Genomic DNA, 22,877 nt, shown 5'->3' with positions numbered 1-22,877 from the left:
GACGACATGTACGTCAATAATGCGACTGTCATATTTGTGACGGGTAACGCGGGGCGCGGCGACGGCTTGGCGTCAAAAAGCGGCGGCCGTCGAGTGGACAGTGAGTGACGCAACCGCTATGGTCGCGCCCTTCAAAAATGGGGGGCGGGCATGGGTTATCTACTTTTCGTCACACTGATTCAGGCGTTTTCGTTCAGCCTGATCGGTGTCTATCTGGCCGGGCACGTCGACAGCTATTTCGCGGTGCTGGTCCGCGTGGTGCTGGCCGGTCTGGTATTCATTCCGCTGACCCGCTGGCGTCAGGTCGAACCCCGCTTCATGCGCAGCATGCTGCTGATCGGCGCGCTGCAATTCGGCGTGACCTATGTCTGCCTGTACCTGAGCTTCAGGGTGCTGACGGTGCCGGAAGTGCTGCTGTTCACCATCCTCACGCCACTGCACGTAACGTTGATCGAAGACGCGCTGAACCGACGCTTCAACTCTTGGGCATTGCTGGCGGCGGTGGTCGCAGTGCTGGGCGCCGGCGTGATTCGTTACGATGGCCTGGACGGCGACTTCCTTGGCGGCTTTCTGCTGCTGCAACTGGCCAACTTCACCTACGCCGCCGGGCAGGTGCTGTACAAGCATCTGGTGGCGCGCCACCCGAGCGACCTGCCGCATTACCGACGCTTCGGCTACTTCTACCTCGGCGCACTGGCGGTGGTCCTGCCCGCGTTCCTGATGTTCGGCAACCCGCAACACCTGCCCGAAGCGCCGACCCAATGGATCGTGCTGCTATTTCTCGGCCTGTGTTCGACGGCGCTGGGCATGTATTGGTGGAATAAAGGCGCGTGCATGGTCAACGGCGGCACACTGGCGGTGATGAATAACCTGCATGTGCCGCTGGGGCTGTTGATCAATCTGCTGATCTGGAACCAGCATGAGGGCTTCCCCCGCTTGCTGATCGGCGGCGGGGTGATCGTGGCGTCGGTGTGGATCAGTCGCCTGGGCGTGCGACGCGTGCCGGAGAGCGTTTCCGGCACACGTTGAGTCAGACGTGCTGGCCGCCGTTGACGTGAATCTCCGCACCGTTCACGTAGGACGCGCCAGCCGTACACAGGAAGTAGATCAGCGAGGCGACTTCCTCGGGCTTGCCCAGCCGGTGCATCGGCACCAGCCGCTCGACAATCTCGGCGGTGCCGGGTGACAGAATCGACGTATCGATTTCACCCGGCGCAATAGCATTGACCCGTATCCCGTGCGGACCGAAATCGAAGGCCATTTCCCGGGTCAGCGCCGACAGTGCCGCCTTGGACGTGGCGTAGGCGACGCCTGCAAACGGGTGGACCTTTGAGCCGGCGATCGAGGTGACATTGATGATGCTGCCCTTGGCTGCCTTCAACTCGTCAAACAAACCCCGACCCAGCAGCGCGGTGGAGAACAGATTGACGTTGAACACCTTGATCCAGGTGCTGTAATCCGACTCCAGCACACCCATGCGCCCGCCGTCCTCGGTCTTCGGTGAAACGCCGGCATTATTGACCAGCGCATCGAGCCGCCCGCCGAGCTTGTCCTTGATCGCCGCCATGCTCTCGCTGACGCTGTCGATGTTTTCCAGGTCCAGGTGAATGTGGTTGAGCAGACCTTCGGCCCACGGGCAGTCATCGACCCAGTTCTGCCGCGACGCGGTAAACACCTCCCAGCCAGCGGCATTGAAATGCTTGACCGTGGCATGACCGATACCCCGGCTTGCGCCAGTCAGCAAAAGCTTTTTCTTGTCGCTCATGAGTGCGTTCCGGTTTTTAGGGTGGATGCATCATGTTTTTTGGTGGGTGGGGTGTCAACGGGGTTCAGGCAGTACCGGTCAGGCGGCAGTGCGCATTGTGTTGATGCGCTTCAACACCCTGCGCCATAACGGCCGCTTCGGACGAGGAGCTGCCTCGGCCACCACATTCGGCATGTCGCGCAAGCGAACCCAGGTTTCGCTGCGCCAGTGCAGCACGCTCAGCGATGTGCCGGGCCATTGCAGCTGGCTCATTCTGGGGTTATCCAGCGTGACGTTCTGTTGATCATGCAAGGTCGTCAGCACCTCATGCGTCAGCCACTGACGCAGCGCGCGGTTCTCGGGCACGTAGTGATGAACCAGCAGCGCCAGCACGCCGGACTCGCTGATCATCAACTGCCGCTGGCACTCGCCATGAGCTTCCAGCCAGACCTCGCGACGCTGATCCGCATCGAGCTTGAGCGTGGCGCGCTCATCCAGCGGCCTGCCCATTAGACGGGCAAGGTCAGCGAGGCAGAACCAGGCTTGAGATTCAGTGAAAATGGCGCGCAGGGTGCGGCGGTGGCGGAGGAAGAGGGTGGCTTCGAAATGGGGGGTATGGGTGTTTCTGAGAACGATATTTTGCATGGGTGACGCTCTTTTTGGTTATCGAGAGCCGCCACGGATTGTCGCCAAACATTGGGTGGCAGCTGTGTGCAGGTTGGCGAACCGGGCAAAAAGACAAACCCCGGCAGACCCGAAGATCTCCCGCGCACAGCCGCCATAGCGCGACATGCAGGCCGACAGGATCTGCTGTTTCGCGATGGAGCGTATTTTTGTCTTTTCTTTGGGTCGCCAAACCCAGCCGCTGATTTTGCAGCGAACGGCGGGGAGGTTAGCGTGGCAGGGGTGGGGTGGCAAGGGTGTGGGGGTGGGTTGGGGCGTAGGAAATGTCGTTTTTTTGGGGTGGGTAAGGTGCGTGAGGTTTTAGGGTGTGGTCAGATATCTGTGTTGTCGGTTGATGTTGATTACTGGGAAGGTGTCCATGCATATGGAGTAGATGAGGTCAGTAAACCCTCGATCACCCTCGACAACCCCACACAGGAGGCGACATGTTCGACAAAGGCATCTGGCTGAACCAACCCCGGCATTGCAGCGTGACGGACGAGCGTTTGACAGTCATCACAGACCCGCAAACCGATTTCTGGCAGCAGACGCACTACGGTTTCTGCCGCGACACCGGTCATTTTCTGGGTGTATCGGTGACCGGCGATTTCACTGCGCAAGTGCATGTGCAGGGTGATTTCAAGACACTTTACGATCAGGCGGGCTTGATGGTCCGCATTGACGAGCGCAACTGGGTCAAAACCGGCGTTGAAGTCAGCGACGGAGCCTTGATGCTGGGTAGCGTTCTAACTTGCGGACAATCCGATTGGGCAACGGGTGCGTTTGATGAGTCGTCCTCCGGTCTCTGGCTGCGGGTCACCGTCGCCAAGGGCGTACTGCGTATTCAGCACTCCAGCGACGGCCTGCGCTGGCCGCTGCTGCGCCTGGCACCATTTCCCGTGAGTGAGTCTTATGCCGTAGGCCCAATGTGCTGCAGCCCGGAACGGGGAGGGCTGGAGGTGGTGTTCTCTCATTTCGAGGTCATGCCTGCATTGGGCAAGGATTTGCATGATCTGACGTGAGTGACTCTTCAGCGAGCCATTGCAGGCTTGCTGAAGAGCGACAAGGTTATTTCGTATTACTGAACGACAGTGAACTTGCAGTTTTCAGGTGATGTTTTTTCACACACGTTATAGACAAGACCAAAAGGCCCATCTTCTTTTTTCCAGGTATTGCCTGCAGTTTTTATAGTGAAATCCTTATTGTTTTTAGCGATGAAACGCATGTCCAGCGCCTCGCGTCCACCGATGTTGTAGGTGCAGTGCTGCAACATCTGAGGCGCGTCTGCACCCTCTTGAATAGCGATAGCCAGGTCAAAGGACTGCACAGGCATTTTCTTTGTAACAACGCCTTGCAGAACGCCGGTCCACTCGCCGTCATGGCCGCTCGCCCGGTATACACCGGGTGAGACCTGTTCGATCTTCGAGACAGCAGGGCAGTTTTCCGTTGCTTGAGCGGTCATGGATATGCCCAGCAGGGACGTAGCCATTGCGACGCCGATCAATAGTTTTTTCATGATATTCCTTAAATTGATTTAATTCTTGATGTGTATATAATCGTATATGCAGAATTTTTACGAGGTTAGGCCGAGCGAGATTGTTTTCCAAGTCCGCTAGTTGGTTGTATATGGCTATCTAGTGTGCAGCAAGAGTTGTGTTACTTGTTATCTAGTTATTAAGCAAGGTGCGTGCTTTAGTAATAACTTGATCGTATCCAGTGTGGATGGATTTATCGTAGGCGTTAGTCTGTCTATTGTCTGCGCCTTCAGGCCTTAATTGTTTGTAGGAAATGACGTTGGTTTGTGTGGGGGTAGTGAGTTGACTTATTACTCCTGAGGCCCTGTCCAAACCGGCATGGCAAGGGCAGCGCGCGGGATGACTGCTCGAAAGACCCAGCCGGAGGCTTCACCAAGGCTTGGTTCGTGAAAGCCACTCCCCACAGGCGTACGAACCAATAATGCCTTTGCGGTATCCGCAGATGGGAACCGAAATCTTCGGCTGGCGGGATGGCGGTTATGGTCCATCAGATCTAACGCCGAAGCGCTCAGAATCATGATCATTCTTGAGACGCCATTCACGTATGTGCGCCTCGACCAAGCCAGCGCCATAACTTCATTTTGGCTAACCAGAGGCCATCCGGCGTACCCAGTATTTTAGGACTTTCCTTTCGATATTCAGGGCTATGGGAAAAGATCGATTCTGATGGGTAGGAGCGACTAGGCTATGAAGGTCTGACCTTTGAACTCTCTTTTGGTCGGGCCTGCTGTTAATGACTGCTTTGGGTCGAATGCAGCCAGCTCTCTGGGCTTCGTGAGCTTCTGGACGAGCATCTCTGACGTTGACGCCCAACCGGTCGTTCCTTCCGACCGCCGAAGTCTGTAGGTAAACTCTGGCCGCTGATGACGGCTGAGCAGATACTCAACCGGTCTGAGTACCGGGAAAATGATACAGATCGCGCTGAGCTTAAAGAGCTGTTGGTAAATCTGCTGAAACTCGTCGCTTAAACTCCTAGGCAGCTAGCGAGCCGCTGAGATCCGTTTTCGATCAGAAGACGCGCCGTGCGACAGTCCACACTGGGTCGGCATCCAACTTGTCTGCGGGGGAGGTCCCCTTTTAGGTATCTCAGGCATAATCGGATCCATGTTCTCGGTGATCGAGATTTCAGTCTGTTAGTCATGTGAAAAAGGATTGCGACATGCAGTGGATCGATGAGACGGGGTTAGCAAAATGGGCAAAGAGGATTGACGCTCGCGCGCACCTTCCTGACCTGATAGCTGACTTGATAAGGGCGTCCATCACCGATGCTAGCCGATTTCGATTTCCGGGCGGGGATGCTGGCCAAATTCGAGGCTGGGATGGCGTCCTTGAGACAGCTGGGCCGGCTGAGTTTGTACCCGCTGGCAAATCCAAATGGGAATTTGGAGCTGGTGCGGGTGCAAGAAAGGCCACCGATGACTACAACAAGCGCACAGGGAAAACAGATCCCGTCGAGATGGCTGAGAGCACTCTGGTGCTAGTAAATCTGGAAAAATGGGACACGCCGCGGGAGCTTCTCACGGAATGGGAAGACGAGAGGACTAGGGAGGGTAAGTGGAAGAAGGTCATTTATCTCGATGCCGTCGAGTTGGTCCACTGGCTTGATCTACATCCAGCTGTGGCGGCGCTGTACGCAAGAGACGTCTTGGGTAATGCGCCACGGAATGGTGCGCTCAGCACGGACGAGTTTTGGGAGATGTACAGCTTGCGCTTCAAGCCTCGTTTGCACGAGAAGGTTGTGCTGGGTGACCGTCAGGAGGTTGCCGAAGAGTTGCTTCAAAACCTCGCGGGGCCAGCTCAAGCAATCATGCTTGGGGCTGAGACGGGTATTGAAGTTGTTGCTTTTGCAGTCGCGGCGATCCGGATGGCCCCTCCCGACATCAAAAGAGCGTTGGAGGTCAAAACGCTGATTGTCGAGACTGAGGCCGCCGCACGTTTCCTAAGCCAGCGTACAAACCTGATATTTATTACTACAAACGATGGCGATCGGATGTCAGGTGTCCTTTCCGCTAAAGGGCCGACTTTGTCCGCAGTAACTGGGGTTCAGGCCAGAAAGCACAAGTCGCTTAAGCGATCATCAGCGACTGGAATGGTTGACGGCTTTACGGCGATGGGAATTGAGCGCGACGAAGGGTATGAATTAGCTCACCGATGTGGGCGTAGTCTCACAATTCTGGAACGACTCATTTCTAATCGACCCTATTCTCCGCCCGAGTGGGTAAGTGGCGCCGCGGGAATGAAGGCCGCTTTTCTAGCTGGCGGTTGGTCCATCAATCAGAAACTCGACCGGCTTTTGGTGGCGGAGCTTTCTGGGGTGGGGGAATACTCGGATTTGGAAGAAAAGCTGCTTCCTTCAACCATGTTGGCTGATCCCCCGTTTGATCGGGTTGGTGAATATTGGCAAGTGCGGGCCCCGGTTGATGCGTTCAGCTTCTACGGGCAATTGATTGGCGAGCAGGATTTGCAGCGTTTAAAAGCTGCGGTGCTGAAGGTTTTCAGTCATGTAGTAGAAGAGCCGTCTCGTGATGAAAAATTTACCCTTCATTACGTCTCCCCTGCGGACTACAGCAAATGGTTGAGAGAAGGGCTGGCGCTTACGCTCCTTATTATCGCGACGATGGACCAGGTCGGTGGGTTGTATATGAATCAGGCAACCGCCCAGCAATTTGTCGATGAAATACTTAGCTCACTGCCTGAGTGGGGGAAGAACCACCGGACATTGGTGGGGCTATCGGGTCAGACAACCTTGATCGCAGAGGCTGCGCCTAGCCCTTTTTTGACGGCCCTCGAATCTATGTTCGAGGGCGAGCAGGACAAGATCGTTGGTCTGTTTCATGACAAAGATGATTGGTCGGTTGGTGCATCAGGTCCCTACATCCAAATCCTCTGGGCGCTTGAGGTTTTAGCTTGGGACCCAAAGCTTTTGAATCGAGCTGCAATAGTGTTAGCAAAGCTTGCCGAGCTGGATCCCACGCCGGACTCAAACAGAGTCAACCGTCCGATCAATAGCTTGAGGGACATTCTGCTTACCTGGTCGCCCAACACCCATGCAACTCTTCGCCAGCGTATTGCATGCATCGATAGCGTGCTTTCCAACGTTCCAGCGGTAGGATGGCAGCTCTTGGTCAAGCTGCTCCCACGGTCGCATGACTCTGTCTCGCCGACCCAAAAACCCAAACTTCGCGATGTTGCATCTGTAAATCCCGAGGAGCTTACGTTTGGAGTAGTTTGGGATGCACAGCATGCAGTGGTAAGTCGTGCAATAAAATTGGCTGCTGATAATGAAGAAAGGGCAATAGTGCTGGTTAACTCTTTCTCTGCCTTCAGGCCGGACGACCGGGAGGCTGTGCTTGCGTTTATTGATACGTATCTGGCCACGCATCAATCGGACGGAGCTAGCCCGGTCTGGAGTGCACTTCAAGCGATGGCAGCCAAGCACGAGTTTTATGCAGACAGTGACTGGGCTATTGAGGAGGAAGAGCGGCTGGGGATTCAATCTCTTTTGGATAAGCATCGCCCTGTCGATCCGATTTACCAGGACAAGCAGCTTTTTGATGACTGGTTGCCACATATCGGGCGTTATCAGGAGATTACGGATTTCGAGCCTGATGCTCTAAGAAAAGAGGCTTTGGTCCGTATCCTGGAGCGCGCCGGTCCACTCGGTATACTTGAACTAACAAAAAAGGTCGCCATTCCGATGCTCGTGGCTCAGGCAATCGATATCGAGCAGATCACTCAAACAGATCTTGTCACGCTAGTTGAGGCCACGGTAATTCAGTCTCCAGTTCCCGAGCTGGCCCTCTACGCGTCAGCACTTGGCGCACAAAGATACGGAGATTCCTGGTCTCAGATTATCGAGGCTAAGATATTTCCATTGGTGCCTGACGCAGGAGATAAATGTTATTTGCTGCTCGGTTGGCCGGTTAACAGCTGGACTTGGGATTTTGTTGAGTCTCAAGGGCCGGAAGTTCACGAGCAATACTGGCGGCGTCTTAACATCGTTCCGAATGAGGGGGCTTCGGACGATTTGATGAGGGTCGTGAAAGAATTTCGTGCTGTCGAGCGGAGTCTTGACGTCCTATGTCTAGGGCACCGCCGGCTAGCTGAATTTGATTCTGAGATGATTGTTGCTCTGCTTTCTGAAGGGTTACGGCAGTCTGACAGTAAACAAAATGGAACGATGCTCTCTTATTACCTCGAATCAGCTTTCAAAGAGCTTGATGGGCGTGATGATGTTGAACCACTTGCTATCGCACGTTTGGAGTATGCGTATCTACCTGCCATTCAGGATCAGCGACGACCCTTAGTTATCTATAAGCAGATGGCCGAAGACTCGGATATTTTTGTAGAGATTCTGTCCCACGTTTTTAGAGGTAAGAACTCGCCTGCAAGGAAGGAGTTGACAGCTCGCGAAAGGAATATAGCGAGTGTCTCATTCAGGTTGCTTTCAGCTTTCGAAACATTGCCTGGAGCTACCGCAGAGGGTGTTGATCAAGCGAAGCTTGAGTCTTGGATTGCAGGTGTACGTACGGCAGCAGTTGAGAGAGACATTGCCGATATTGCGGATCAGCATATAGGGAAGACTTTCGCGCACTCCCCGCGATTCGATGTAGCGGCAATTTGGCCTCCGACTGAGGTTTGCATGGTCATAGAAAACCTTGCTTCAGAGCAAATTGAAACCGGTTTTGAGATGGAGTGCTTTAACAAGCGTGGCGCCTACATGAAGTCGTTTGGGGAGGGAGGGGCTCAGGAGCGAGTGCTAGCAAGGCAGTACTCAAGTTGGGCAGCACTGGCCGTGGAGTTCACCCGGACATCTGCGATGCTTGAGAGGGTGTCAGAGTCGTGGAGTCGGATGGCGGATAGGGAAGATCTTAGTGCGGAAGTCGACAAGCTGAAACGCTGATTTCCCGTGTCATTCCTGCGAGTCAGGTCTCCTGACTCGCAGTGATTCATCCGCTATTACATACGATCCAATAGAGCGGGTACTGACACATCTGCAAGCAGATTTCCTCCGGTCACCCCTGCTCAAGGCCCTACACGCACACCTTTCTCCTGCGCTTCCTTTACAAGCCGTTCACGATCTTCAGGAAGCAGCATTCGCACCTCAACCAGCGAGTCTGCAGCTTTACTCACCGCAGACACATAAGCCTCCTTCGTGGGGTAGCGTTCCTCCAGGGAAAGGCGAGGGTCTCCGGCCACGATTCGCTCTTTCTTCGTCGCGGCAAACGGGAGGAAGCTGCCTTGGAAGTTACAAAAGCCACCATCAAAAAATTCGGGCCGGAAGGTATTCCAACCCGTGTAAGTTCCGATGGGAGCGCCTAGATACACATCCCGAACGCCACCCACATCAATTCCGTCTGCATCCACTTGAGGCACCAGGAGGCCGTAACTGCCGACCCCCGATTTCGGCGGCTCGTTTGTGAGAATGCCAGAGCTGTCTTCGGGACGAAAACCAGGTCCAAAATCAAGCACTTGCAGGCTGTTGACGGCACCGGTGTAGCGGAGCTCGGGGCGCGAAACGCCACCGTAATGGGTCGCGGGGATGAGCGGGAAACTGACCCTGTCCGCCGGCACGAGGGTGCCGTCCGCCACAGAGGGTTTTATCGAAGCTGGCGGTGTTGTCTCATCACGAACCCAGCCAACGAGATTGATGAACGCTGCGCGCATGGTCCAGGTGTGTGGATTTGGATTTGATTGCACCTGGCAAAGCCCAAAGGGTGGGTTAGCCGGGAGTGGCAAAGACGGCGGGGCATGCTGCGTACTTGCCATAATAAAAGTGCGGACGTTTGCTGGTTCATGTGCATCGCGCAAGCCGAGTGGATCGGTAAGGCCAAGCGACTGGCGTCCTTCCCAAAGTTCAAGGGCCGTTGCCATGTGGAATATCAGAGGGCAAGTATTGTTATCGTTGCAGCGATCCAGCAAACCCTGCGAGCGTCCGGTAACAGGGTCGGTTTCCCGGCCATAGGTAAACGGAAAATCGTAAGCAGGGTAGTCATGATCGACCTGTTGGCCCCACGCCCGGCCAGGTTGAGCAAATCGGATGTTGAGCGGCATCAGGCCGCCACCGATATGCGGCATCGCACCGTCATAGACCCGCTGACCTTCCTCGCTGCGGTTGAAACCCAGCGCGATCATGCTGCGGATGAATCGCCCGGCTTGTGATGAACCAGTGATAATCGACTTGACCTTGGGCCCATGCACTACAGGGTTGGGCACACCGGTATCGTCATGCTCAGCCTGCTGGAAAAACGCACCAACATCCCGTGCAATCGCAAAACCGATACCCATTACCGCCGGCTCCTTGGCCTGGTAAATCAGCTCGTAAAGCTTACCGGGCTGAAAACCGGCGGGTAGGCATATTTGGGTTTCGCTCGGCGTAGTGCAATCGCCAAAATTCCAGTCATTCACTGGAATTTCCTGTCGGGGCGCATTTGCCCGCGAACGCACCGTCAACGTCGGACGAAAGCCATCCGCGAGCACTTTGGTATTGTCGGTTTCAACCGATTTATAGCTGGTATGAGGCGGGGTGGAGGTGAACCAACCTGCGGACAGGTTAAGGCTGGCGGTCGGTGAGAGCGTGGTCAACTCACTGCGCACCACACCTGTTACCGGAGACCCATCAGTATTTATGGCCGTCGGCAATTGCACCATCATGCGGTTGTCACCCGGGGCAACGTCCCCCTGCCAGGCAAACGCGATCAGCGTCGTACCCTGGCGCTGCAGAAAACCGTCCCCGGCGACTTCGAAGTTATTGAACGCTGCTGGACTACCCTGCATATCAGCGTTGAACAATAACATCGCGCGCTTAGAGCCTCGATTTGGCACGTCGAATAGAAGAATGTCATTCGATTTAGCCACGTCAGCGGGACGCAGGATTGCAACATCAGTCGTGTATTCAACCATCCCGCGACCGTTACGGGGTGCAAGTTCGATGTCTTGAATAATCTTGTTTTCAGCCGCTCCTGGGTCTAACTCACCATGAGCGCGCGCAAAGACGCGTTCGTAAGTCCCTGTATTCCCGAAGCTTTCGCCTCCGAAAGCAGGTTCGGTCCGCAGGATCTCTAACTGTGTAATACGGGCTTGGGCGGGTGCTGCAACGATCATCATGGCGCTTGCAAACGCTGCAGCATGAAATAGGCGATTCATCCTTACCCCCAATTTGTCATTTTTTTTATGGATGGCTTTTGATGCTCTGATGACGATGATTTGTACAGACCATAGGGCGTCAAGCATAGCCCGCAGCTAGCTCGGTTATCATGAATTCGTCAGCGTTCCGAGAGCATTCCTTGCCAATTTCAGCATTCAGGTGGTCAGTGGCTAGGTGAGGAATGTAGCCATGGCGTATTCATGACTTTGTGCTGGACCTGAAGCAGCGCTACCTTTTGCTTGTATCCAGCAAAATCTGATTTCCATGCAGAACTAAGCCCCTCATCGGTCACGCCAACGGGGGAGTGAATGTGAGATCGAAAAGGGAATGGGGTATCTTCCGCCCACAACCCGACCTGCACTTTGGGAGGAAGAAATGCGAATTTACATTACAGGCGCCTCGTGTGCGGGCGTCACCACGTTAGGCCAGAACCTTGCCATGCAACTCGAGTTGCTGCACGCCGACGTCGATGATTATTTTTGGATGCCGACGAACCCGCCTTTTACGACGAAGCGGCCTGTCAGCGAGCGTGTGACTTTGATCCAACACGCGCTCGGAGACAAGGATTGGGTACTAACGGGTTCTTGCATGGTCTGGGGAGATGCACTAGTGGATCAAGTCGATTTGATCGTGTTCGTTGTGACGCCAACACCCATTCGACTGCAACGGCTGGACGCTCGTGAAAAATCACGCTTTGGAGAGCGTATAGCTCCCGGAGGTGACATGCATGAAATACATGCGGGATTCAGGGAATGGGCTTCGCAATACGATAATCCGGACTTTTCAGGACGAAATCGGGCGTGGCACGAGCGATGGCTATTGGGGCAAGCGTCTCCAGTGTTGCAAATTGACGGTGCAAATAGTGCGGAAGAGATGGCTGCTGAAGTTACTCGTGCGCTGTCGCAAGCATCGTAGCAGGCCTCAGGCGAAGAATTTTCCTGAGGTGATTTCCAATGAAGAGGAAGCGTATCCTGAATGTACCTTGCGCAAGTTTTTCAGGTATCCATTGATGCGGCAATAGCTGCTCGACCTTACGGACTTTCTGCGCAGGCAACCCTGTCAGCGCATCCTGGAGAGACGCATACGGATCATGCCCGCTCATATCCGCAGGTTGGATCAAGCTCACAATCGGCGCCCGTTTTTCCACTAAGTAACTACCCTGCGAACAGCCATTTTTTCGACCAAAAGCTCATTATCCGATTTGGTTTTCGGCCCAATGTCGTCTACTGGTGCGACCCCGTCATCAAGGCAGCGCAGCCCAGTATTCGAGGCTGTAATCGAGTACTTTACTGACGGCTGAGTCTTCGGTTACCAGATGGGCGCTCATCTACGCTTGTAGCATGTTCATTACCAGGACTGCTTTTTCTTGCCGTGTTGTTAGCGCTCAGAGTCGCGCAATACTAACAGGGCGCCCCCTGATGAGTCTGGAGAGGATCCAAATAGGACTGAGGCCGAAGGGAGCAGCCCTACCGAGCGCTCCCCGACACCTCAGCAACCCTTTTCTCCAAAACCGTGGCGTTGACCTCACAAAGCATGATGAAGATTAGAAAGTAGAGGCAGATAATTGCGGCACAGCCCGCTCCCATTCCAAATGCCCACTGTTCACCGGTGATCTCTTCGATTTTTTGGTTGTAATTGCCCAGCACCAAGTTGCAGACAACCTCCTTGTCCCACTGCTCTTTAAAAGGTGCCACATTATCCGAAAAAAGACAGTACTTATTGTCTATCGCCCACCGGGTAGACCCGCCCCACGGCAACCAATTGCCGGTGCTATTGAAGGCGTCGTTTGGCTGAACCCAGAACGTGGTATGCGTTTTCTTGATCGTTAGCAACGCGTAGGGGGTCTGCGTGAACACATAGGCTGCCGAGGATAGAAATGCCGCTACAAGTAGCATCATGGTTCGTACGGTTCTTCGCCGAAGCTTTGAGGGGATTCTGAAGGCGAGTTCGTTTGCATCGAAGTAGCGACGTGCGCGGCAGAGTTCCTCGATTGTCAGCTCATGACGATCCAGCCAAGAAAGCAGCTTTGTCATGTGTTTGGACGTCCTTAGTTGCAGTCCGAACCACAGATTAAAGCGCTGCAAGTCTTCGTGATCCGCCCACACACGCTGTGCAAATTTGCTGTTGAAGCCCTTTGTCGCTCCCAACAGCTGATGCCATCGGTAGACCACATAGAACATCGCGTTGGTTCTGAGCATCACATAGACCATCAATGCTGCAGTTCCCAGATAGGGGAGTACTTTGATTGCAACGTCGAGCCATTCCAAAGGAGATTTAACGAGCTGTTCGGACAAGGAGGCGTTTCCAATAATATGGTGAATGGCAAGGGAGAGCTGGTGCGTTTCGCAACGTTATGCTGCTATCTCATGTACATCTGCTTGGTTCGGGTCATTTTAATGACATAGGTGTCAGCGAAAAGGCCAATTGTTTCTAATACGACTTCGTCCTTTTTTGTGCTACGAATGTCATATCGCTGGGACTGAGCCAATAGGAGAGCTTTCTCAATCTCGGATTCTTCAGCACTCTGATAATGTGAAGTGCCACGCAGGTCTGTGTTCAGGCCGGCTATCGATTTGGCGATTACTCGAGTTCTCACATTCACTAGTTTGATTACCAATTCATTATCAGTGGCCTGCCATTCTCCATTGCCATGGAAGCTATAGCTTGTGGCGTATGGAGGGAAGGGGACTTGCAAAAAGGTTGTGCTTTTCAGCAAACCAGTGATTCGGTATGTTCTGTTGCGAAAATACTGAATAGTGCCCTCGAAGCCTACCACTCCATTTTGTTGAGGGTATTGGAATTTCTCATTCCACATGCCGAGTAATTTGTAGTTCAAACCGTCGGATGAACTTGGGGGATTAATGTAGGGTACCCAAGGCCCAAGGATGGTCGAAAAATCCCTGAAAAACGCGAGTAGAAAGATTACCGTTGCGCCGATGCTTGTCCGCCAGCCGACTCGAAATCTGCTCCATCTCATACTGCGCTATCCATGTTGTAAAAATTCCCTGTTCGTTTGTATGACCAAGTGCCTAAGCGTCATCTTTCTATACCACAGATTATGCACAGTCTGTTTAGATATTCTAGTTTTCCGGCGATCTGCTTCTGCGTCAAGCCTTAAAACTTGAGCTGCACCTGTACCTGGCTTGTACGTTGACCAGAGCTTCGTCTGACGCGTCTTGGGACTGCCTGCCTGAAGGCACTTGATGGTTAGTTGCTTGTGCTGCTTGTTGGGCTACCTGTCGATAGAGGCACCGGCTCTATCACGATTTCTGTGTGCAACATAGGCCAAGTGAAGGGGTGACACCTGACCTGTTGCCTAAGTTTGACCTTGATATCATCCTTAGCTCAAAGTTTTTTCTAGGCAATTTGATTCTTTGATCTGCTGCGAGCTTAGCCCGCCGGATACGAGGCGCTGGAGGGCCTATTAGCAATGCTGCAAGCAGTGGGGCCTTTGCTTCACTCGCATCGGGGCACCCCATACGGTGGCCAAAAGTTTCTGAAACTGCTCTAGCAGTATAATAAGTAATCGCGGAAACTGCTGGAATAATACTCCTATGCAACGGGTGTTCCTAAGTTTTAAAACCGAGTGTATACCGACCTTAGGCTAGATGAAGGTGCCGCGAGACATTAGTCATTATCCGACGCGTCTCTACATCTGGATTCGGCACCCTAGCCCAAGAATTGGCCTATGGCTTTGCGGTTTGGAACGCTATATAGAGAATTACAATGTCGTCCTACAGATAATCGCAAATAGCTCCGCCGTTGAGTAAGATGGAAAATAGGGTGAGGAGTACTTCACTCAGTCACTCTTGGTGTCTATAAATGCTCTTGGTCCGTTTTCCTTTTGATACCCTCAAAAAAATAATTAATTATATATTTTTCAAACGACGTGAGATTTGGGGTGTTTACAATCGTTTGACGCAAACCAATTTTGTTGAATTGATCGATGGCGTGGTGAATTGATAAGTCTTCGGTTTCAAAATTCACGACCTGAGCCCGATGTAACTTCTTTGATATCATTCGAGGCAGTCCATACTCCTCAAGCTGGTAGACGATTGAGGGCAAGAAGGCATGAGCGACTTTGGAGGCAAAGGCAGATATATCAACCGTTGACGTTTTGAGAATAACCTTTTGCAGGGTGTTGACGTCTTTCAGTAGCGAGGAAAGCTTATAAGTCGCATTTTTTTCTAGTTTGAAAAAAATGTTTACATCAATTTTGTACTTTTCTAGCTCTGACAGTAGTTCCGGCAGCGTTTTCGTCCAGTTCTTTGAAAGCGCCTGAACGAAGGCGACGAATCGACTATGTTCAATTTCCCAGACTCCAGGCTGGAATTTCATTATTTTGTAGAGCGAATAATCCCAGCGAAAGGTCTCGTCCGAGTTTAAATATCCTAGACTTCTCCAGTCCTCAGGATTTTCTCTCAAGTCAGTGGCGATGGCTTTTATAATCGCGCCATTACACTGTAGTAAATTTTCACTTTGGAATTTTTCGAAATTGTTTGTCCCGATGATTTCGGATAGTTCCTCACGGTATGCAATGATCTTCCCGATCTGCTCTTTAGTTAAATCCCCTTTGTAGTCCTGCTCATTTATATCACTCAGTAGCGCTTCTGGTAGCACAAGATCAAGGGATGTCTCGATTGGTGCTGGTGGTTCTTCTAGGATGTAGACATGGCCAATAAAATGTTTGAACATTCGCCCACTTCTACCGATAATGTTTTTATATGTAAAATCATTAAGTTTGGATATGCCGTTTTTGTTGCGCCAGATTACAACGTTTTCTGCGGAAGTGTTAACACCTTCAATAATTGATGAGGTTGAAATTATATTTTTCAATCCTTCCGGCTCTTCAAACAGCTTAATCTGAATTTGGCTCAATGAGCGATGGATCTGGCCGTTGTGCACGCCGGTAGATTTTTTTATTAGCTCAACCAGGCTCCACGACTGTGAATAGTTTTTTGCAACCCATGCCGAAAAACTCTTAAGAATTTGACTATCGGCATTCTCGATGTTGGCAATAGCTAGGATCGAGACGCGATCTATGTCAGCGTAGGTCCCAGCGTAAATCAGAGTCTTTCCCGTACATTTTTTAAAGAGCTTTTTGAGCGCTTGGTTTTTTTGCACTTCACCATGTATTTCTTTATACAACTCGTGCTTTTCAAGAAATACAGTGTTGAATTCAAGAGAAATGAAACGCATGCCTTTGGTAAATGGGTTGTCAGATAGTTTTGAGATGTTCGGAGCTAAGAAATATCGTTGCTTGGCTATGTCGCCCAATTTTATGATGGATTTTATCAGGGATGCTGAGCGTTCTTTATCGAACACAGCACTGGCCTTATAAAATTCGTCAACTACGAGTATGTCAATTGATTTTAGTTTTGGTATGTAGCTTATTGCTCGCTCCTGTGGAAATATAAAGATGTTTTTGGCTTCAGGTGCGGCTTCAGTTGTCGTAATTATTTTGTATTCGTTTGAGAATTTTGCATTAAGTCTCCGACGAGTCTCATCTGTTAGAGCGATTGTTGGAACTATGATGACGACGTTGTCTGGTTTTTTGAGTGAAATAAACGAGTCAATAACAAAGCTCTTACCAAAGCTTGTGGGGGCACTAATTGCTAAGCTTTCACCAAGTAATAGAGACTTGAGTAAGCCTGACTGTTCCCGATGCAAGGTGAGTGGCGCTGAGCTTCCGGTGTCTACTTTAAAAGCATCGTAAACATAGCGGTCTTGCCAATTTGCAGTCTCGACTTTCATATATGGATACAATCCGGTCGAGCGGATCAGATGATTCACCAAGGAACTGTATGGTATATCATTTTTTTCATGATGTGCTAACAGCCTGATCAACGCATTTCTGGCTTCGTTTTCTAGGTTGCTGTTTATTAATTCATTTATTTCGGAGCAGCGGGAGAAAATGTCCATTTTACTGATCCTTGTAAAATTTAACGTTTGATACGAATTTTTTTACAATCTCGGATTTTGAAGGTACCGGGAATAAAATAATATGAAATGAAACTTCCTGATATTTGTGAGCACTCTTCATTTTCGATATCTGTTTTTTGAAGTATGCAGTTGCACGCTCACGCTGGTGCTGAATTACTTGATCCCTATAGGTAGTCGACATCTCGGTGTGAGTTTTGGTAAGCGTGCATTCATAAAGTAAGAGGATGGGGATATTTAGTTTGCTTTTGAGTGGGTCAATCGACTCGTGAGGGCTGAGTGCTTCTTTGATTCTATTGCACATTGCGGGATCGTTCAGTATGAGATCAACATCATTGACATCAATAATGATGGAGTTTTCTTTTTTTAATTTATCTATTTTTAAAGAGTTGTATACGGAGTTGACTATTTTTGTCAGGCTCACATCTTCAATACTGGTATAGAATTTTGCTTCACCGAACCAAAGTGTGAAATTGCCATTTGCCACTACGATATGGACACTGTCAGCCCCTTTTGCATTATCCTGCGGATTCTGCTTGTAATAAATTTTCGGTACAACTGGAAGTGCCTTGAAGTGATGCTTCATAACACCATACAGTACGATCTCCGCCAACTCGCTGCCTTCGCCGATTTTATCATTATCGCTCAATCTCAAATTTTTGGCGGCTGCGGCGAGTAAGGAATGGTTCACTAGACTATCTCGCTCTCGTTGCGATAGAGCGGTTTCGGCAATGTTATCCCATATAAAATTTTGAAATATTGGGTATCGCCACTTCCCCTCTTCATAGTTATTTAAAAAACTTAAGACTTTTTTGTTAGAAATAGGAGCCATCCCTGATTCTAAAGTTAAATTCTCAAATAAGTCATCTATCAATATATCAAATGAAAATTTTGGATTGTTTTTCATTTTTTTGCTCTATGAAAGCTGGCTAACGGCGAGATATTGGGGGTATGACGGGGACCCGTAGTACGGGAATATTGCCTAGTTGGGACAACGTCAGAGGAAGCATGAGGGACGCTGATGAGGCTTAAGATCCTTCGGGTACTACTTCTACAGTGAAGTTTTTTGTTCAAGTCCGGTCCGAGACATTTTTCAGCCCAATTGAGCGCTTGGTTCATGAGTCAGCATCCCTGTCTAAAGCTGCAAGCGCTTGGCTGGCAGCACAAATTCTCAATGGTATGATGATATTATGATATCAGCGAAGTGGGGCTTCGACTATTGCGGCTTAGACCTTCGTAAAAGGCTTTCGCCTAGACCGCTCACGGCGTCGATTTGGGGTCTGGAGCGATTGAGGGCTTGCTGGCTGCCTTTGGACCTATCCGTACTCCGTCACCCTTAGCCGACAAGTCATAAGCATGGTCAGCTTATGTCGGAATCGCGGGAGAATGTTGCTAAGTCCAGAATAGCCTTTACACAGTGTCGCAGAGCCGTTTTACCGATGTTCTGATCCCGACAAACCTGTGGAACGGCCAGCCCCTAATCCTTGATCACCTTCACGATTTGCAGCTTATAGCTGTCATCAAATGGTTTGCGCTTTTGGTCATGAAGAGCTGCTCGATAAATTTATTTTCCACCTATAGAGGTGTCCAGAATCGTTAGATCACTACATGTCAGCCTTAACTTTCTGTAGGCAACGGCTCCACCAACGGTGTAGACCCCACCCGCGCCGGCTCCCCCCTCAACCCCACCCGCATATCCGCCCCACTAGGCTGCTGATACAAACTCAACCCGAACTCCGGCATCACCGTAATCAGATAATCGAAAATATCCCCCTGTATCCGCTCGTAATCCACCCACACCGTGGTGCGGGTGAAGCAGTAGATTTCCAGCGGGATGCCCTGCGAGGTGGGTTCGAGCTGGCGAACCATGCAGGTCATGTTCGGGTTGATGTCGACGTGGCTTTTCAGGTACGCCAGGGCGTAGGCGCGGAAGGTGCCGATGTTGGTCATGCGTCGGCGGTTGGCGGACATTTGTGCGACGTTGCCTTGTGCCTGGTTCCAGGCCAGCAGTTCAGCCTGTTTGCGGCCGATGTAGTCGGTGAGCAGGTGGATTTGCATGAGTTGCTGTTCTTCATCGTCGCGCACGAAGCGCACGCCGCTGGCGTCGATGAACAGGCTGCGCTTGATGCGCCGTCCGCCTGATTGCTGCATGCCGCGCCAGTTGCGGAACGACTCGGACATCAGGCGCCAGGTCGGAATGGAGACAATGGTTTTGTCGAAGTTCTGCACCTTGACGGTGTGCAGGGTGATGTCCACCACATCGCCGTCCGCGCCCACTTGCGGCATTTCGATCCAGTCGCCGACGCGCAGCATGTCGTTGCTGGTCAGTTGCACACTGGCGACGAAGGAGAGCAGGGTGTCTTTGTAGACCAACAGGATGACCGCCGACATGGCGCCGAGGCCGGACAGCAGTAGCAGGGGCGAACGGTCGATCAGGGTGGCGACGATGATGATCCCGGCGAAGACGTACAGGATCATTTTCGACAGTTGCACGTAACCCTTGATGGAGCGCGTGCGGGCGTGTTCGGTGCGCGCATAGATGTCCAGCAGGGCATTGAGCAGGGTGCCGATGGCTAATGTCATGAACAGGATGGTGAACGCCATGGCGATGTTGCCGATCACGTTCCGGCCCGCAGTGCTCAAGCCCGGGACCAGGGTGAGGCCGAACTGAATGACCAGCGACGGCACCATCTGCGCCAGTCGGTGAAAGACCTTGTTGTGGCGGAAGTCGTTGACCCAGTGCAGGGACGGCTGACGGCCGAGCATCCTGACGGCGTACAGCACCAGAAAGCGCGCCACGCGGCCAAGCACCAGTGCGGCGGTCAGCAACAGGATCAGGGCCAGCCCGGTGCGTACCCACGGGTGCTGATCGAGCATGTCCCAGATTTCCTGGGTCTTGAGCCAAAGCGAGTGAATATCCATAAAAGCATCGGGCCCGTTGAGCGAAGAGGGGGCGTGATTAGAACATTTACCGGGGCGGACGGGGCGGCCTGTGAGCACGAAGTGCACGTTGGGCAATGATTTCAAATTGTATCAATTGCTGAAGTAGACTCATCGCTCATTATCAGAGGAGTTGCGTCTTGCACCTATCCATCGTTCAACGCTGTGCGTCACGTCTCGGGTTGCAGGCCTTGTGGGTACTGGTCGGCCTGGCCTCGTCGACACTGGTCAGTGCCGCCGGTGCGTTACCGACCTACGGGGAAATGGATGCAGCAGGGTTCGCGGGCGCTCCCCGAGAGAGCTACACCCTGCAGGATTTTTCCGATAAATACCGTGCGACGCTGGATATTTCCGCCAAAGACGATGTGTTTCGTCCCGGCGTCATCAACGTGTACGACAAGGCCAGCGGTGCGGCCTTGATCCGCGTGCAGTCCGATGAACTGGTGCTTGGCACTGACCCCAAAACCGGCAAGGTCAAAACCAATGTGCACGAGTTGCCCTATGGCGAACAAAGCGTACTGATCTATCAGGATTTCAACTTCGATGGCATCAAGGATCTGGCCTTGATGGACGGGCAGAACAGCTGTTACCACGGCCCCTCGTATCAGGTCTTTCTCGGCACGGCAGATGGTTTTCGGCACAGCGATTCGTTTACCCAACTGGCGCAAAACAACTGCGGCCTGTTCAGCGTGGATGAGAAAGCCCGCAAGATCGAGACTATGACCAAGGACGGTTGCTGCTGGCACCAGACGTCTACGTATAGCATCCGTAATGGCGAGCCGGTTCTTGAAACGCAGACGGTCCTTGACCATACCGGCGGGTCGGGGTTGCCGACTGAAACAGTCAGTCGCAATCAGAATGGCAAGATGACGCACACCACCCGCATTGTCTGGGAGGAAGACCAGCAGCGTGAAATTCTCCTGTCGTTCAGGCTCGCGCCGTCTGGCAAGCGCATTGTGTTGTTCCGCTCAGGGGACGCAAGCCCGTTGTTCTACGCGGCCGTGGACAGCAAGAATCAGGTCGGGCTGCTGTTTCCCCAGGCTGAAGGTGAGCAACTGAAGTACGACGCTGCCAGTCACGTATTGAGCTTCGTGCGCGGCGACACCGTTTACCGGATCGTGGGTGACGCAAAGGGTGCGCCCACCGCCATGCAAGTGGTGGTGCGTGGCAAAACCACCGAGCTGAAACTGCTTGCCGAGCCTGCTCAAGGTTCGCTGAACAAGGTCGCGGATGCGTTGAAAGCCGCGCAGTAATCAGGCGGCGGGGGGCTAGCCCCGATACCTCACCGCCTCGACAAACGCACTGAACGCCGGCGACGCCTGTCGCCGGTTCGACTCAGATGCAGCTGCATCAGATCCGGGCCATGCCAATGCCAATCATGCTGCTACGGTATTTCGTATGCGAAACTTCATGAGATGCCAAATTCAGCTCTGGCTTGATATCAATCCGCCTTGTAGTGGTCTAATGATTTCGGACACTCATTTAGTAGGCGAGAATATCGCCAGACAGGGGTGTCCGATGATCAAACAATGCCGTACCTTCTTCGCTGAATTCAAGCGCGAGGCCTCAGGATACGTGTTCGATCAAGGCTACAGTCATATCGAGGCCTCCCGCTCGCTTGGGGCAGTCGAGTCTGCGCTGCGTGGCTGGGTGAGCCAACTCTAACAGGAGCGCAATGGCGTAACCCCGCAGAGCACAGCCCTGACGCCAGAGCAGCAGAAAATCCAGGAACTGGAAGCCCGTATCGCCCGTCTTGAGCGGGAGAAATCCGTTTTAAAAAAGGACACCTCGTTCTTGCTACTACGACCATTGCTTGCGACGTCGGGCTCCCCCCAAGCGGGTTCGTCTACGGAACTGTTCAGGCAAAATCGAAGCGCTGCCGACAGCTGCAGTATCGTGTCATAAAGCGACCAAATGCTTTATGAATTGAGTCGAGTTGTCATTAAGAATAACGGCGCCAAGCAGTGTTTCAGATGTTCGGTTTGCACAAGTCTCGTCGAATTCAAGCGGGATTCCTTCATCAGCAAACAGGCTTTTCAATGCCTCCGCAGTGCTGACTGAGAAATCACCCTCTCTATTTCCTCCATGCAGGGCTGCGCGCATTGTTAGCCCCTGTTCCTTAATATCCCGCAGATAATCGCGCACAGACGCTAACACTTGTTTTGGCATAAGGTCTTCGCGACGAAAAGGGAACAGATGGAATACGCGAACTTTCGCCCCCGGCCTACGTTCACCCGTACCGGCATCTACGTTTTCCGCCGCACACGCGACAGCAATGCACGCACTCATGTTGTCTGTGATGACAGGCATATTTACCTGGCTCGTGCCGGCACTGTATAAATGCCGAGTCTGTCCATCATTGGGGACATTGTAGTTGAATCCGGCCACTTTGACAGTCGTGGTTCTGTCAATCTGGAAACTGTAATCCAGGCCTGTTTCAGAGTGATATACCTGCACCCAGGGAAGTGCGGATTGACTACGATCCTTTATTAAATTACCGCGATGCCGTCTTTCTGCTTGATAAGCTGCTAAAGAAACCATACTAAGAGTATAATCTTCGCCGCACCGCGCGAGTTGAAAATGAGAAAATGTTGCAGGACGTTCGTCCACCTCGTCTGAGGCTCTATCGCTCGCAGATGCCGTTTGATGACTAGAAGCAGGCCTGGCATTTGAAGGGTTTACAGGCACTTCCCAGCGGTCGCTATCACTGTAGCTGTAGCTGCTGCCAGAATGTTTTGAAATACATAGTCCCATGACGGTTCTCTCTTCGATGTAGCATTAAGCGATAGGCGCGCAGCGACATAACCGAAAACTTAGTATGGTCGTTGCCAGGCCCCACATGTCTAATGTATAGAATTCGCTAGTTTGCTTTCCGTTGATTATGTGATGCTTGGATTTCGATTGCGAC

The 22,877-nt window shown here is 52.2% G+C and carries 15 protein-coding genes and 1 pseudogene; 6 read left to right on the top strand and 10 right to left on the bottom strand.

Features of this window, described 5'->3' with window-relative positions:
* The first annotated feature begins 150 nt into the window (after positions 1-150).
* Positions 151-1,029, top strand: a complete 879-nt coding sequence (locus KUIN1_RS19785; protein ID WP_152092211.1) for a carboxylate/amino acid/amine transporter — start codon at positions 151-153, stop codon at positions 1,027-1,029.
* Between the two features lies 1 nt (position 1,030).
* Here the strand turns inward: KUIN1_RS19785 and KUIN1_RS19780 are convergent, their stop codons facing one another.
* On the bottom strand, positions 1,031-1,765 hold the full coding sequence (locus tag KUIN1_RS19780; RefSeq protein WP_044310166.1) for an SDR family NAD(P)-dependent oxidoreductase: 735 nt from the start codon (positions 1,763-1,765) through the stop codon (positions 1,031-1,033).
* A 78-nt stretch (positions 1,766-1,843) separates the two neighbouring features.
* The gene (locus tag KUIN1_RS19775) at positions 1,844-2,389 is read right to left on the bottom strand and encodes a BRO-N domain-containing protein (protein ID WP_152092210.1); all 546 of its coding nucleotides are present in this window, start codon (positions 2,387-2,389) and stop codon (positions 1,844-1,846) included.
* 464 nt (positions 2,390-2,853) lie between these two features.
* Between KUIN1_RS19775 and KUIN1_RS19770 the strand changes: the two genes are divergently transcribed.
* Positions 2,854-3,429 carry a DUF1349 domain-containing protein gene (locus KUIN1_RS19770; RefSeq protein ID WP_152092209.1) on the top strand — a complete coding sequence of 192 codons (576 nt, stop codon included), beginning with the start codon at positions 2,854-2,856 and terminating at the stop codon, positions 3,427-3,429.
* Between the two features lie 56 nt (positions 3,430-3,485).
* Here the strand turns inward: KUIN1_RS19770 and KUIN1_RS19765 are convergent, their stop codons facing one another.
* Entirely contained in the window at positions 3,486-3,923 is a 438-nt protein-coding gene (locus KUIN1_RS19765; protein WP_172980067.1) for a DUF3757 domain-containing protein, read from the bottom strand.
* A 1,178-nt stretch (positions 3,924-5,101) separates the two neighbouring features.
* On the opposite strand from KUIN1_RS19765, the gene KUIN1_RS27725 reads away from it, so the two are divergent.
* Positions 5,102-8,845 (top strand): hypothetical protein, encoded by a 3,744-nt coding sequence (locus tag KUIN1_RS27725; RefSeq protein ID WP_172980066.1) that lies wholly within the window; start codon positions 5,102-5,104, stop codon positions 8,843-8,845.
* Positions 8,846-8,967: 122 nt separating this feature from the next.
* On the opposite strand, the gene KUIN1_RS19750 is transcribed toward KUIN1_RS27725, so the two are convergent.
* Positions 8,968-11,088 (bottom strand): alpha/beta hydrolase domain-containing protein, encoded by a 2,121-nt coding sequence (locus tag KUIN1_RS19750; protein WP_152092446.1) that lies wholly within the window; start codon positions 11,086-11,088, stop codon positions 8,968-8,970.
* Positions 11,089-11,464: 376 nt separating this feature from the next.
* Here KUIN1_RS19750 and KUIN1_RS19745 point away from each other — a divergent pair, with 376 nt between their 5' ends.
* A complete protein-coding gene (locus KUIN1_RS19745) occupies positions 11,465-12,004 on the top strand; it encodes an adenylate kinase (RefSeq protein ID WP_152092208.1) in 540 nt (179 codons plus the stop codon).
* Positions 12,005-12,555: 551 nt separating this feature from the next.
* On the opposite strand, the gene KUIN1_RS19740 is transcribed toward KUIN1_RS19745, so the two are convergent.
* The 5 genes from KUIN1_RS19740 to KUIN1_RS19725 all read right to left on the bottom strand — a co-directional run bounded on the left by KUIN1_RS19740 (position 12,556) and on the right by KUIN1_RS19725 (position 19,951).
* The gene (locus KUIN1_RS19740; RefSeq protein ID WP_152092207.1) at positions 12,556-13,383 is read right to left on the bottom strand and encodes a DUF6216 family protein; all 828 of its coding nucleotides are present in this window, start codon (positions 13,381-13,383) and stop codon (positions 12,556-12,558) included.
* A gap of 65 nt (positions 13,384-13,448) precedes the next feature.
* Positions 13,449-14,066: a hypothetical protein gene (locus KUIN1_RS27720; protein WP_172980065.1), complete on the bottom strand. Its 618-nt coding sequence runs from the start codon at positions 14,064-14,066 to the stop codon at positions 13,449-13,451.
* Between the two features lie 839 nt (positions 14,067-14,905).
* On the bottom strand, positions 14,906-17,011 hold the full coding sequence (locus tag KUIN1_RS19735) for a DEAD/DEAH box helicase (RefSeq protein WP_152092206.1): 2,106 nt from the start codon (positions 17,009-17,011) through the stop codon (positions 14,906-14,908).
* 1 nt (position 17,012) lies between these two features.
* Positions 17,013-17,936, bottom strand: a complete 924-nt coding sequence (locus KUIN1_RS19730) for a HamA C-terminal domain-containing protein (protein WP_152092205.1) — start codon at positions 17,934-17,936, stop codon at positions 17,013-17,015.
* 710 nt (positions 17,937-18,646) lie between these two features.
* Positions 18,647-19,951 carry a mechanosensitive ion channel family protein gene (locus tag KUIN1_RS19725; protein WP_152092204.1) on the bottom strand — a complete coding sequence of 435 codons (1,305 nt, stop codon included), beginning with the start codon at positions 19,949-19,951 and terminating at the stop codon, positions 18,647-18,649.
* A gap of 158 nt (positions 19,952-20,109) precedes the next feature.
* On the opposite strand from KUIN1_RS19725, the gene KUIN1_RS19720 reads away from it, so the two are divergent.
* Positions 20,110-21,222 (top strand): XAC2610-related protein, encoded by a 1,113-nt coding sequence (locus KUIN1_RS19720; protein WP_152092203.1) that lies wholly within the window; start codon positions 20,110-20,112, stop codon positions 21,220-21,222.
* 265 nt (positions 21,223-21,487) lie between these two features.
* A pseudogene (locus KUIN1_RS19715) lies at positions 21,488-21,751 on the top strand (transposase); the annotation flags it as partial.
* A gap of 117 nt (positions 21,752-21,868) precedes the next feature.
* Here KUIN1_RS19715 and xopAF read toward each other — a convergent pair.
* Complete coding sequence (xopAF, locus tag KUIN1_RS28095) at positions 21,869-22,510, bottom strand: XopAF/AvrXv3 family type III secretion system effector (RefSeq protein WP_332107650.1); 642 nt, start codon at positions 22,508-22,510, stop codon at positions 21,869-21,871.
* Between the last annotated feature and the right edge of the window lie 367 nt (positions 22,511-22,877).

Source organism: Pseudomonas sp. KUIN-1, assembly GCF_009176725.1.
Lineage (GTDB): Bacteria > Pseudomonadota > Gammaproteobacteria > Pseudomonadales > Pseudomonadaceae > Aquipseudomonas > Aquipseudomonas fragariae.
Note: the sequence above shows the minus strand (reverse complement) of the source record. Positions and strands in the feature narration are given on the sequence as shown.